We start from the raw sequence: 13,636 nt of genomic DNA on the forward strand, positions 1-13,636 counted from the left end.
TTTCGAACCGAAAGAAGGGAGTGTGAGAAATCTGAAAAAAGAGATTTCTCAATCGGCACCATGGCCTCATTTCGAAATGACATATTGGACACGAATTGCACGAATCAAAAGAATTGTCATGTTGAGAACCCACTGGACGGGCAGGTAGTCGAAGCACGATATGGCATCCATCTTCTTGTTTTATGAATTCCTGCTTTAGCAGGAATGACAGTACTATGTAATTGGACGCAGCGTCATTTCGAACCGAAAGAAGGGAGTGTGAGAAATCTGAAAAAAGAGATTTCTCAATCGGCACCATGCGCCTCAATTCGAAATGACTTTCAAAACATATTTCTATTTGTTATTTAACATAGAAGGATCATACATTGCCCCCTTCGCTACCTGCACCATCGTGATTCGCACCTTGGTGGGGAAAAACTTTTCATGATCGGCGCGTTTGTGGGCATGGCCCTGGCCACCGCTGTCGTCCTTGATCACCAAATCCATTTGTTTGATGCCTTCTTCCCAAATGATGGATTGGTTTTCCCAAAACTCCGTCATGGGCACATCCTTTTCATAAACCCCTTCTTCGGTAAACAAGTCGGTGCCTGTGCATCCGTATCCGTTGCCTTGTCCGTGGTTGGGAATGTAGCAGAGGGTCCATTTGGTGGGTTCATTGCCGGGTGGTTTTTCCAACACCTCAATTCGAATATGCACCGTACCGTTCCGATAATCCACAGGTGAGGTCCAGTCTGGGGGTCGGTCGGGATTGAGCCTATCGCCGGTCACGTAATAATGGGATTTGCTCGGGCTGGAGGTGTCCGCATCTTGCTTGGTGTAGGTAAAAGTGACATCGAACAGCACAAATTGATGTTGCTGCGATTGCGACCAAAATAGCATTGGGAACAAACAAATTACCCACAAAACAAGCCTTTTCATGTGATCACTCTTTGGTATAGCCGGGACCTCGAACCACACGACCGGGCATGTTTCCGGTATGTTCACCATCCTTCAATACTTGGGTGCCGTTCACAAACACATGTACCATGCCTTCGGCATATTGATGGGGATTTTCAAAAGTGGCCTTGTCAATGATGGTTTCCGGGTCAAAAAGCACCACATCGGCGTAATTGCCCTCGGTAAGACTACCCCGTTTCTTGATCTTTAAATTGGTGGCCGGTAATTGGCTCAGTTTATGCACGGCCTCTTCCAAGGAAATCACCTTTTCTTCCCGCACATACTTGCCCAACAATCGAGCAAAATTGCCATAGGCCCTAGGGTGGGTGTTCGATTTGAGAAACACGCCTTCCGTAGCCAGAGAACCGGCATCGGAACCGAAGCTCATCCAGGGCAGGGCAATCTGTTTTTTTACATTGTCCTCCGACATCAAAAAGTAAATGGTGCCCACACGACTTCCATCTTGCACCACTAAATCCATGGCAGTTTCTTCAGGAGAAGTTCCGCGTATCTCGGCTACTTCCTTCAAGGTTTTGCCTGTGTAATGTTTTAGAGTATCGTTCTTGAACCCCACCAACAATATTTTACTGGGGTCTCCAGCGGCTTGCATGAGACTTTCCCATTCATCGGTGGGGGTCGTCATATCTTCCATGACTTTTTTACGGATGGCAGGATCCTGCAAACGTTGCGCCCATTTGTCATAGCCCCCTTCCTGCACCCAGGGCGGCATGGAGGCATCCAATCCCGTGGCACCCGCTACGTAGTTGTACATATCGGCTGTTATGTGCAATCCGGCGGCACGCGCGGAATCCACTTTGGCCACCACAGCATCAAATTTGTCCCAATTGTCCTTGCCGCTTTCCTTTAAGTGATAGATTTCGGCACGAATACCGGCTTCATCGGCAATGCGGATGAGTTCGTCCAAGCTTTCCAACAAACGTGAGCCTTCACTTCGCATGTGGGAAATATACATGCCGTCGTATTCTGCGGCCACCTTACAAAGTTCGATGAGTTCTTCGGTACTGGAGTAAAACGCTGGTGCATAAATCAGCGATGATCCCACACCCATGGCGCCTTCTTCCATAGCCTGTTTCACCATCAATTTCATGGAATCGAGTTCCTGTGGGGTAGGGGCACGGTCCTCAAACCCGACCGTATGGATGCGCAGGGTAGTTGCCCCCACAAAAGAGGCCACATTGGGCGAAATGCCCTTTTTGGTCAGGTATTCGAGATATTCGTTTAGGGTGTTCCAGGCCACTTCATATTTAATGTCGCCCTGGTTTTCTTGCTCCTGCTTTTTCATTTGTTCATTCAGTGGACCCATGGACCAGCCTTCGCCCATCACTTCCAAGGTCACCCCTTGCTTGATATCGCCCATGGAGCGCCCATCCTCGATCAAGGACACTGTGGCCCAGCTCAACATGTTGATGAAACCCGGAGAAACCGCCAATCCAGTTGCATCGATTTCGAGGTCGCCCGTAGCTTCCAGATTTCCTACAGCCGCAATGGTGTCGGCATTGATGCCCACATCACCGATATAGGAGGGTTGGCCCGAACCGTCAACAATCTGGCCGTTTTTGATCAGTACATCGAAATGTTGGGGTTTGGCACAACTGCTCAATACAAGTAAGGAAAGGAGTAGGAGGTAATAGGTTGGCTTCATAACTTGGTTATTTTGTGATGCTTACCAAGTTAGTTGATTTTGCGTGTCCTGCCAAGCACTTCTGCGCACAATGACAAAAGACTAGGCTCTTTTAATACGGTACCGATACGGATTTCGTCCCGGGGTATCTTTTTTTAGTTTGGGCAAGCGTTCAAAAATGTCCAAGGACAACATTTTTTTCTGAAAACGGCTACGATCCAGCTCCTCCCCAAGAATGGTTTGGTGCAATTGGTGCAATTGGGGCATAGTGAATTCTTCCGGCAATAAATTGTAGGTCAGGTGTTCCTGTTGCACATCTTCCCTTAACCTGTTTTTGGCCGCATGAACAATATCACGATGGTCCATCCACATTTCGGGCAAGGCATCCATTTTGAACCAGGCAAAGCCAGTATCCATGTCACTCAGCACGGGTTTGGTTTTATCGATATCTACCAAAGAATAGTAGGAGAGGGTGACAAAACGATCGTTGAACCAAGCATCTTCTCCCCAGGACACGCCTTGTTCCTTAAAAAAAGGTTTCCATTCTTCCGTAAACTTGCGGTTCGAGTTGCCAAATACAGCCAAAAACTTGAAATGGGGGTCGACCAATCCTGTGCGTTCGCTTAATATACGTAAAGTGGCTTCCTCAACTGACTCTGTTCGAAAGATAAATCCACCCGGCAAGAGCCATTTGTCCCCAATTTGAAGTAGTAAACATTTAAGTTCATTATTTTCATACCCAATGATCACCATGTCCACGGAGAGGTTGGGGAGGAACAAATCTTTACCCTTTTCTAAAAACTCTTTGAAGTCCATTTCACAAAAATACTAATTTGTGTCATTTTGCCACATTTAATATTTTTTTATATTTGTGACATTCTGACACAAACTATGCGAATGAAAAAATTTCTTCGAATTACGTTAAAGACCCTGGGCATTATTTTAGGCGTGCTTCTTTTGGGTGGAGTTATCGGATGGTGGTATGTAAAATCCCAATTTTTGGATTTTGAGGACGACTTTGCCGAGAAAAAAGACTTCAGTGAAGTCATGGTTGATGGTTACACTTTCTTGGATAGAAACGACAATGGGAAACTGGATATTTATGAAGATGATAGACAATCCATCGATGCGAGGGTAGCGGATGTGCTCTCCCAAATGACCTTGGAAGAAAAAATTCACCTATTGAAAGGATCCGGAATGGCGTCCGGTTTGGGTAGGGTAGAACCTGGTGAGGGTATTCCCGGTGTAGTGGGAACCATAGTGGCCACACCCCGTTTGGGAATCCCAACCGTAAACCTATCCGACGGTCCTGCGGGATTACGTATTGAGCCCACAAGGGAAGGGGAGGACCGCACCTATTATGCCACTGCTTTCCCCATTGCAACTTTGTTGGCATCCACTTGGAACACGGAACTGGTGGGCCAGGTAGGTCAGGCCATGGGCAACGAAGCCTTGGAATATGGTATTGATGTGATTTTGGGTCCCGGCGTAAACATTCATCGTCATCCCTTCTGTGGACGAAACTTCGAATACTATTCTGAAGACCCCTTCTTGACCGGAAAAATTGGAGCTGCTATGGTGAATGGTATCGAATCCAACGGGGTGGGCACATCGGTAAAGCACTTTGTGGCCAACAACCAGGAAACCAATCGAAATTATAACGACGCCCGTGTATCGGACCGTGCCATGCGCGAAATCTATTTGAAAGGATTTGAAATTGTGGTGGAAGAGGCCCAACCTTGGACCATTATGTCATCCTATAACTTGGTCAATGGCACCTACGTGGCCGAAAGCAGAAACCTACTTACGGGTGTTTTACGTGACGATTGGGGCTTTGAAGGTCTGGTCATGTCCGATTGGTTTGGTGGAAACGATGCCGTGGCCATGGTAAATGCGGGTAACGACTTGTTGGAGCCGGGCACCAAAAAGCAATGGAAAGCTTTGACCAAAGGTGCTGAAGACGGCACCCTGAACATGGAAGCGGTGGATACCTCCGTGAAACGCATTTTGAAACTCATTTTCAAATCCAAAAAAATGCAGGGCTATACCTATAACGAGAACCCTGATTTAAAAGCGCATGCCGAGATTACCAGGCAATCTGCTGCAGAAGGCATCATCCTTTTGGAAAACAAAGGCACATTGCCCCTGAAAAATAACTTGAATGTGGCTCTCTTGGGTGTGTATTCGTATGATTTTATCGCTGGAGGCACTGGTTCAGGTGATGTGAATGAAGCTTATACCGTTTCCTTGGAAGAGGGCTTGGCCAATTCGGGATTTTCAATCAATGAACTGGCCAAAAAGGCCTATGAGGACCATAGAAACAGTACTCCGGAAGCATTTGTAAAACCGGAAGGCATGAGTGCCATGTTCAACCCCTACTTGCCTCCAGAAATGAGCTATAATGACCCATTGATGCAAGAGATTGCCAACAGTAGCGATGTGGCCATCATCACCTTTGGCAGAAACAGTGGTGAAGGTGGTGATCGGGTAGAGCAAAACGACTTTTTGCTGACGGACAAGGAAAAAGATATGTTGTCCGCTGCCACCAAAGCATTCCACAAAGCAGCAAAAAAAGTGATAGTCGTATTGAATATTGGTGGGGTTATCGAGACTGCATCGTGGAAGAACCAACCGGATGCCATTGTGTTGGCTTGGCAAGGTGGACAAGAAGGTGGTAATGCTGTGGCCGATATTTTGAGCGGCAAGGTGAACCCCAGTGGTAAACTGACAATGACCTTCCCTATTCATTTGAACGATCACTGGAGCAATGCCAATTTCCCATTACAAGGTGAAAAAATGAAAATGACCGATTTGATACTTGGTAAGGATATTAAGGAAAACGAAGCGGAAATGGTGAAGAATGTGGATTACACCAACTATGATGAAGACATTTATGTGGGTTACCGTCATTTTGACAAAGCAGGCTTGGACGTTTCCTATCCTTTTGGATATGGTTTGTCCTATACCCAATTTGAATTTGGTGAAATGCAACTAACCCAAGAAAATGACTCCTTGAAAATTGCCGTACCAGTCACCAATATAGGTCCTGTACCAGGCAAAGAAGTGGTCCAGTTGTATGTGGGAAAACCCAATTCAGCCATTGATAGACCCGAACAGGAATTGAAGGCGTTTACTAAAACGCGTGTTCTGAATCCAATCGAAGTGGATACGGTAAAATTGACCGTACCCGTAAAAAGTCTGCGCTATTGGGATGAAAAAAGTGCGTCATGGCAATTGGAGCCAGGTGCCTATCAAATAAAGGCTGGTACTTCTTCCCGTGACATAAAATCCAACTTGGAAGTAACGTTGGAATAAAATATAATCCCCCGGAATCCAAATTAAACCCAGGTTAACATGATGTTGGTCTGGGTTTCTTTCGTAAAAATATCACACGGGAATCTGCTGGCTCAAACAATGCAACGTACCAAAACCCCAAATCAAGTCGATGGCACTGACACCAATGACTTCTCTGTTTGGGAATACTTCGGCCAAAATGTTCAAGGCTTCACGGTCCCTACTGTCATTGAAGGTAGGCACCAAAACAGCCTTGTTCAAGATCAGGAAATTGGCATAACTGGCCGGAAGGACAACCCCGTCAAAATCGATTTGCTGGGGCATGGGCAATTGCACTATGTTCGGCTTTTTGCCATTTTCCAGCACGGCACCTTCCAAACGTTTCAAATTATCCTGCAAAGCTGCATAATTGGGCGATTTCTTGTCCGATTCCACAACCGTTACAATGGTGTCCTCGTTGACAAACCGCGCCAAATCGTCAATATGTCCGTGGGTGTCATCCCCTTTGATGCCATCTCCCAACCAAATGGTGTTCGTAACGCCCAAATAGTCATTAAAGATTACCTCGTAGTCTTCTCTGGTGAAACCCGGATTTCGTACTTGGATTTTGGGGTCCAATAAGCATTCTTCGGAAGTGATTAAGGTTCCTTTTCCGTTTACATCGATGGCGCCACCTTCCAAAACCACTGGTTTCCCTTTATAAAAAACCTGTTCCATGGGGATGTTCAAGTGGGCAGACACTTTACTGGGCACATGTCGGTCCAATTTGTAATTGGCATATTTGGCCCAACCGTTAAAATTGAAATTGAGTGCTTTCCGCTCCTTGCCCTTTTTCACTATGATAGGGCCGGAGTCCCGCATCCAGCTTCGATTGGTCTTATGGATGATAAAGGAAACATTATCCAAGTTTACATGTGCGGTTTCCAACATTGCCGTGACCTTCTCTTTCAATTTTTCATCGGCCACCACCAGAAAAACCATTTCAAACGTGGTCACTTTTTTGATGAATTCCACAAAGGCCCATTGAATGGCACCGTATTTGCCTGGCCAGTCGTTTCCGTTGTGCGGAAAACACAATAAAATGCCCTGTTGCTTTTCCCATTCCGCTGGGAATCTCCATCCTGAAGTTCCCATGTTAGTCAATTGCCCTTTTGGTTATGCCATCGTATTTATCGATACGTCTGTCACGTAAAAAGGGCCAGTTCTGGCGCACATTTTCCTGAAGATCCAAATCTACCTCTGCCAGTAATATTTCTTCTTGATCATGGGAGGCCTGAGCCAGAATTTCACCTTGGGGTCCACAAATAAACGATGCGCCCCAAAATTCAATGCCATCGGTTCCTGGTAAGTATTTTTCAAGCCCGATTCGGTTGGCCGCTGCCACAAAGACGCCATTGGCCACGGCATGGCCCTTCATTACGTTCATCCAAGCACCATACTGATTGGCACCATATTCTGCTTTCTCTTTTGGGTGCCACCCGATGGCAGTAGGGTAGAAGAGTACTTCCGCACCCTGAAGGGCCGTTAATCGAGCTGCTTCGGGATACCATTGGTCCCAACAGATCAGGGTGCCCACATTTCCTTTTTTGGTCGATATAGTCTTGAAGCCCAAATCTCCGGGGGTGAAATAGAACTTTTCATAAAAGTGGGGATCGTCCGGAATGTGCATTTTTCGGTACAGTCCGGCTTCGGTGCCATCCGTGTCAATAATATAAGCACTGTTATGGTAAACACCGGCCATTCGTCTTTCGAAAAAGGGCACAATGATCACCACACCCAATTCCTTGGCCAACGCACTGAAGGCATCAAAAGAGGTGCTGTACAAAGGTTCGGCATATTTGAAATTATCCACGTCCTCGCTTTGACAGAAATAGTGACTGCTGTACAACTCGGGCAGTGAAATGACCTCGGCTCCTTGGGAAGCAGCCTTTCTTACCCATTCCACACATTTTTTGAGATTGTTTTCCGGAGTGTTGTTAAGATTCAATTGAACAACGGCAATGGTATATTTTCTTTTTCCCATTTTAATCTAGCGATAACTTTAAAGTTATAAGTTAAAAAATCTGGGGATAAAGATAATCGGAAAACTATAGTTTTGGGGACTTTAATTGCAATTGCCTATTTCTTCTTCCCCAAAAATCGAATCACCGAACCTTTGCCGACATGTCCGGTACCTTCGTTGAGTTCAATCACGGTTTCTTTGAGTTCCAGAATTTCAAAACCTTCAAAATCCTGTTCCAATTCTTTGATCGAAAACAATAGTTCCAAATTTTTTGGTCCGCCCACTTTTTCATTGATGGTGCGATACTCCAAATGCTTTTTACTGAACCCTTCAAAAATGATATAGCCTCCTTTTTTCAGATAGCTGACCAACATTTTATGGTAATCTGATCGGATATTCGGTGGAAAATGGGCATAGATCAGGGCTATGGCATCGAATTGTTCCGGTTGATAGCCCAAGGATTGGAGTTCACCAATTTGATAATCGATGGTCACATTTTGCTTATCAGCCAATTTCAGGGCCTTTTTCTTGCCTTCCTCACTGATATCGAACGCGGAAACTTGCCAACCCAATTGTGCGGCATATACCGCATTTCGACCTTCTCCTTCTGCCGGGAACAGCGTGGAACCGACTTCCAATTGGTCCAGTTTTTCCTTTAAGTAGTTATTGGGTTGGGTGCCATAAGCATAATCGGAGGTGCCAAAACGGGCATTCCACATTTTAAGCCAATCACTTTCCATGGAATATCATTCAATTTAAACCCTAAAGATAAAGCTTATCCAAAGGACAATGAGTAGAAACCTACTCTTTGACCAAGAGGTTGAAGTTTGTTCAGCACAATATTTACTGGTTGGATTTTTTCTGGGGAAAAAGAAGTTTCAAAAACATAAGACCCAGAAAGAAACCGACGATGAATGTTATTGCAGTGTTCATGATTAATGTGATTACCAACTAAAATTAAAAAAATCACTCTGAATTGAAAATTCCGGAATTTTTGTCGTTATCGATATGGCCAAAACTCCGGTAAAACTGCAACTTATCCCCATTGGGAGCAATCAAAACGGTTTTTATTTCCCAACTGTAATCGAATCCACCTCCACGAGGACTCAAAAGTGTTAAATTCAATCTGTAATACGGAATAATACTTTCGGCTTCTTGATGATAGGCTGTATAATCATCAGGAATCTTAAGCTTATATGATATAACTTTCGGATATGGCCCTTTGTTTTCGCTTAGGACATTTCCAAGAATAATTTGTTGTCCTGTATGTTGATGGGTTAAAACAAAATTAGTGTTGGCGTCAATCTTGAAATTATAATTATAAAGGTACAAATTGTTTTGAGGTATAGAAATATGTCTGCTTCTTCCCAATCCCAAGGAATATTGTCCTTCTTCAATTTGCGGAATTAATACCATGACGTTGCCATAAACATCCACCACGAGCTCTGAATAGTACAGCTTGTCTGTTCTTAATAAGATGTAATTGTCAATATTTATGGTACGGAACAAAATCAAAAAGCCCAATAGCCCTAGCGTAAACAAAATCGATATGGTTCCCCCCATTTTTTTTAATCGTTTCATGATCAATCAATTGTGTATGGATTTAGTGCTTGACAAAAAGGTATAACTGACTTATTGCAACACAATCACACGGATTGTTTATTCTTCAATTCAATGGAGTAAGGATTGATCCGGTATTTAAAATCCCACAAATGTTCCAAAAATTTGGTTTTTATAGTTTCTATCCTTTAATACACCCCTGTTGGTTCACCTTCTGGTATATGCCCGTAGTTGTAATATAACCTTAAGGTATTTCCTTTCGGAGTTGCAATTTCGGTCAGATATTCACTGCTATATTTCAAGCCACCACTGGTCATCATTGTAAATTGAACCGGCACGTAAAACGGAAAAATTCCCTTTTTAAAATAATAATTGGCCTGGTATCCTTTGGGTATCTCAATAGCGTAATAATCGGTACTATGGAAATCTTGGATGGATTTCTCCACTACTTTGCCCAACACAAAAGACTGATTGTTTGATAATTGAATCAAAATAAAGTTGTTATCCCCATCAATCTTAAAAGCATATTCGTCATCAAACAATAAATAATCAAAGTTCATGGAAATGCGAACCTTGCCAGCCGACTTATAATAATAACGCTCACCGATTCCGGGAGTAATCGTTAAACTGCCCGCATAATCGTTCACATAAAGATGAGTAAAAGGTATGGTATCCAGTTTTTTAACAAAGTAGTTATCCGGGTTTATTTTACGGTAAAGTATCAAGTACCACAAAACACCTATGCCAATTAGTATCCCGAGAACAATCCACATTTTTTTATAGCGTAACATTGCGAAAAGATAGGATAGGAACCGAGTTACTGATTATCATAATTGATGGATAACCGTTTTGATCTTATGAATTAAAGTAGAGTGAAGATTATCCATCGCTTTCATACACCACACGCTCCTTTTTGGAAAACCAGTCCTGGTACATAGGTTGGTGAATGGCCTCGATGCGATTGCGCCGTATTTTCATGGAAGGGGTCATTAAACCATTGTCCACTGTCCAATTTTCCTTCATGATTACTGCCTTTTCGATTTTCTCGTGTTTTTTCAGCTTTGGATTCAAGGCGTCCAAGGAAGCCAAAATAGAAGCATTCAATGCCTCACGTCCTTTGGCCAGACCGGCTTCTGAAGGTATCACCAGCAAAATGGGCTGTGAAATGCCTGTGCCCACCAAGCAAAGGTTTTCGATGTCTGTATTTTTAGACAACTCCAGTTCAATGGGAGAGGGGGTCACATATTTTCCCTTATCCGTCTTAAACTGGTCCTTGATCCGCCCCACAATGGACAAGTACCCATCATGATCAAATTCACCGACATCCCCTGTCTTTAAGAAACCATCGGCGGTAAACATGGCAGCCGTTGGACCCGGAGCTTTGTAATAACCTGCCATAAGCGTATCATTCTTGATCAATATCTCACCTTCTGGCGACAATTTAGAGACTACTCCTGGCAACGGTCTTCCGACAGTACCAAACTTATTGCTACTTGGTAGGTTAAAGTGGGAAAGTATACAATCCTCCGTCATACCATAACATTGGTTGATTTCCAATCCCAGTTTCATATACCACTCTTGAAGGCTCACTGCCAGTGGTGCCGCTCCCGAGGCACAATAGGTAGCTTCGGACAGGCCCAATTTGCCAATGATTTTCTTTTTGATGATGTTGTTGACGACCGGTATGGCCAATAGAAGGTCCAATTTCTTTTGCGGCAATTTTTCCAATATCTTTTCCTGAAATTTTTGCCAAATGCGGGGCACGGCAAAAAAGGTATTGGGTTTTACGGATGCCAAGTCTTCCGCAAAGGTATCCAACGATTCGGGAAAACTCACCGTACTTCCACTGTAGAAACTGCCCATTTCAATACCGATACGTTCCGCAATGTGCGACAAGGGCAAATAGGAAAACATACGGCTTCGGTCCTTGATCTGCAGTGCTGTCATTCCTACTGTGGTCACCTGATTGAAGGATTTCACCATGTGCACCACACCCTTTGGATTGCCAGTGGTACCCGAGGTATACATGATGGTGATGGCTTCTTCCGAATCTTGTTCGTAGGGTTGAAAATCTGTTGACGTAGCCACCAGATTTTCCCATGATTGTTCCTCTTGGATGCCATACAAAGCGATGCCGATTTTTGGAATGTTGGGGATACCTGGTTTTTGGGCACAGTAATCGTCCAGTTTACCTACGATTATTGCCTTTGCCTCACTATGGACCAATATTTCATTGATACTGTCCTTGTCCAAGGTAGGGTATAGGGGCACCGAGATAAATCCACCCAACATAATGGCCAGGTCGGCCATGAACCAATGCGCACAGTTTTTGGACAACAGGGCCACATGGTCTCCTTTGTTCAATCCCATTTGATGCAACGCTCCCGCAACGGACAATGCCTGGTCATAAGCATCTTGCCAAGTATACTCGATAAACTTACGGTTGATGGGTTGGCGAAGAAAAATACGGTCAGGTTCTTCCTTTAACCAAAAGGAAAAAGCGTGCAGGGGAGATTGAAAAGCCTTCATTTTAGGTTGGTTGTGGTATTTCAATATAGTGAAATTTAATTTTGAATTTGCCTTCCTACGTTGAAAACCATACAAGCATTACATCAATGGGGAACTCCAACATCATATACCTCAGCCAAGAATTCCGCAATCAACGGCGCATTGTTTTGAAAGAAATAATCGCCATGTTCAACTAAATAGCTGGTATCCTTCAAAACTGCTGCTTCGTCCTTGCTAAAAATAAGGCTGGGGCATCCTTGGTTTTCTTCGCCGATAAGTTCTACAATCTCTTTTCGTGGACGTTTAAAATCTATGAAGATGATCTCCAATTTTTCCTTCAGTTCGGGATAATAAGTAATAATGCCCAGTACCTGGGCGCAGGACGGACAATAAAACTTGGCATTCTTATCCATATTGGCATCCAAAAAATCGGGTTTGAGTAAAAATAATTTAGGCATGTAAAAATAATTTGAGTGAATTTATGATTCCTGTTCGGGTACAAATGACACTATGTATCCAAGTTCGTTGAATTTTACTTCATTTGCAATGCCTTTCCTAGGTGCCCTGTCTTTTCCTTTTTAAAAGTAAGTTGTTCTAATTAAAAGGATTGAAGGTTATTCGGTGAATCAATAGGGTCATGATTCAGATTTTCCGTTATTTTGTGTTCACTAAAATATGCTTCTATGGAATCACCCAAATGGCAGACTGCCATGGAATTTGAGGACATTACCTATAAAAAATGTAACGGGGTTGCCCGTATTGCCTTCAACCGACCCGATGTACGTAATGCCTTCAGGCCAAAAACCACCAGTGAATTGTACAAGGCGTTTTATGATGCACAAGAGGACACTTCCATCGGGGTGGTCTTGCTTTCCGGTGAAGGGCCTTCCTCCAAAGATGGCAAATGGGCCTTTTGTAGTGGTGGTGACCAAAAAGCGAGAGGTCACAAAGGCTATGTGGGTGAAGATGGTTACCATCGCTTGAATATTTTGGAAGTACAACGCCTAATTCGATTTATGCCCAAAGTGGTGATTGCCGTGGTGCCCGGATGGGCCGTCGGCGGAGGACACAGCTTACATGTGGTTTGCGACATGACACTGGCCAGTAGGGAACATGCCATTTTTAAGCAGACCGATGCCGATGTGACCAGTTTTGATGGAGGCTACGGGTCCGCATACTTAGCGAAAATGGTTGGGCAGAAAAAAGCCCGGGAAATCTTCTTTTTGGGACGCAATTATTCTGCACAGGAAGCTTTTGAGATGGGTATGGTGAATGCTGTTGTACCGCACGATGAACTGGAGGACACTGCCTACCAATGGGCCCAAGAGATTCTGGCCAAGTCCCCAACATCCATTAAAATGCTCAAATTCGCGATGAACCTTACCGACGACGGTATGGTGGGGCAACAGGTCTTTGCTGGGGAGGCCACTCGATTGGCCTACATGACGGATGAAGCTAAGGAAGGACGAAACGCGTTTTTGGAGAAACGTAAGCCTGATTTCGGAAAGGATAAATGGATTCCTTAATACAATTTGCATTGAGCAACTTACAATTACCAATGAGCTTCCTTCTGATAACTGAATCAGTTGGCAACATCAAAGTTTTTCCCATTTTTTATTGAACTTTTGTTTTCCAGATGGTATAAATTGAAAAGAGCCTTGCCACTTGGGTCAAGACTCTTTTACGAGAACACT

12 protein-coding genes are annotated in these 13,636 nt (G+C 44.1%); 2 read left to right on the top strand and 10 right to left on the bottom strand.

Going from position 1 to position 13,636, the window contains the following annotated elements; translation table 11 throughout:
• Positions 1 to 333: 333 nt before the first annotated feature.
• The 3 genes from EO131_RS07215 to EO131_RS07225 all read right to left on the bottom strand — a co-directional run bounded on the left by EO131_RS07215 (position 334) and on the right by EO131_RS07225 (position 3,394).
• Positions 334 to 918: a hypothetical protein gene (locus tag EO131_RS07215; RefSeq protein WP_206512864.1), complete on the bottom strand. Its 585-nt coding sequence runs from the start codon at positions 916 to 918 to the stop codon at positions 334 to 336.
• Between the two features lie 4 nt (positions 919 to 922).
• Positions 923 to 2,599: an N-acyl-D-amino-acid deacylase family protein gene (locus EO131_RS07220; protein ID WP_127020368.1), complete on the bottom strand. Its 1,677-nt coding sequence runs from the start codon at positions 2,597 to 2,599 to the stop codon at positions 923 to 925.
• Positions 2,600 to 2,680: 81 nt separating this feature from the next.
• Positions 2,681 to 3,394 (bottom strand): NUDIX hydrolase, encoded by a 714-nt coding sequence (locus tag EO131_RS07225; RefSeq protein WP_127020370.1) that lies wholly within the window; start codon positions 3,392 to 3,394, stop codon positions 2,681 to 2,683.
• A gap of 81 nt (positions 3,395 to 3,475) precedes the next feature.
• Here EO131_RS07225 and EO131_RS07230 point away from each other — a divergent pair, with 81 nt between their 5' ends.
• Positions 3,476 to 5,893, top strand: coding sequence for a glycoside hydrolase family 3 N-terminal domain-containing protein (locus EO131_RS07230; protein WP_127020372.1), 2,418 nt, complete (start codon positions 3,476 to 3,478; stop codon positions 5,891 to 5,893).
• Positions 5,894 to 5,965: 72 nt separating this feature from the next.
• On the opposite strand, the gene EO131_RS07235 is transcribed toward EO131_RS07230, so the two are convergent.
• The 7 genes from EO131_RS07235 to EO131_RS07265 all read right to left on the bottom strand — a co-directional run bounded on the left by EO131_RS07235 (position 5,966) and on the right by EO131_RS07265 (position 12,400).
• Positions 5,966 to 7,006, bottom strand: coding sequence for an agmatine deiminase family protein (locus EO131_RS07235; RefSeq protein ID WP_127020374.1), 1,041 nt, complete (start codon positions 7,004 to 7,006; stop codon positions 5,966 to 5,968).
• 1 nt (position 7,007) lies between these two features.
• Positions 7,008 to 7,895: a carbon-nitrogen hydrolase gene (locus EO131_RS07240; protein ID WP_127020376.1), complete on the bottom strand. Its 888-nt coding sequence runs from the start codon at positions 7,893 to 7,895 to the stop codon at positions 7,008 to 7,010.
• A 95-nt stretch (positions 7,896 to 7,990) separates the two neighbouring features.
• Positions 7,991 to 8,614, bottom strand: coding sequence for a class I SAM-dependent methyltransferase (locus tag EO131_RS07245; protein ID WP_127020378.1), 624 nt, complete (start codon positions 8,612 to 8,614; stop codon positions 7,991 to 7,993).
• Positions 8,615 to 8,840: 226 nt separating this feature from the next.
• Positions 8,841 to 9,455, bottom strand: coding sequence for a hypothetical protein (locus EO131_RS07250; RefSeq protein WP_127020380.1), 615 nt, complete (start codon positions 9,453 to 9,455; stop codon positions 8,841 to 8,843).
• Between the two features lie 167 nt (positions 9,456 to 9,622).
• A complete protein-coding gene (locus EO131_RS07255; RefSeq protein WP_127020383.1) occupies positions 9,623 to 10,225 on the bottom strand; it encodes a hypothetical protein in 603 nt (200 codons plus the stop codon).
• A gap of 88 nt (positions 10,226 to 10,313) precedes the next feature.
• Positions 10,314 to 11,963: an AMP-binding protein gene (locus EO131_RS07260; protein WP_127020385.1), complete on the bottom strand. Its 1,650-nt coding sequence runs from the start codon at positions 11,961 to 11,963 to the stop codon at positions 10,314 to 10,316.
• Positions 11,964 to 12,046: 83 nt separating this feature from the next.
• Positions 12,047 to 12,400 carry a DUF3088 family protein gene (locus EO131_RS07265; protein WP_127020387.1) on the bottom strand — a complete coding sequence of 118 codons (354 nt, stop codon included), beginning with the start codon at positions 12,398 to 12,400 and terminating at the stop codon, positions 12,047 to 12,049.
• A gap of 225 nt (positions 12,401 to 12,625) precedes the next feature.
• On the opposite strand from EO131_RS07265, the gene EO131_RS07270 reads away from it, so the two are divergent.
• Positions 12,626 to 13,468 carry a 1,4-dihydroxy-2-naphthoyl-CoA synthase gene (locus EO131_RS07270; protein WP_127020389.1) on the top strand — a complete coding sequence of 281 codons (843 nt, stop codon included), beginning with the start codon at positions 12,626 to 12,628 and terminating at the stop codon, positions 13,466 to 13,468.
• The last annotated feature ends 168 nt before the right edge of the window (positions 13,469 to 13,636 follow it).

It is taken from the genome of Flagellimonas beolgyonensis (assembly GCF_003992615.1).
Lineage (GTDB): Bacteria > Bacteroidota > Bacteroidia > Flavobacteriales > Flavobacteriaceae > Flagellimonas > Flagellimonas beolgyonensis.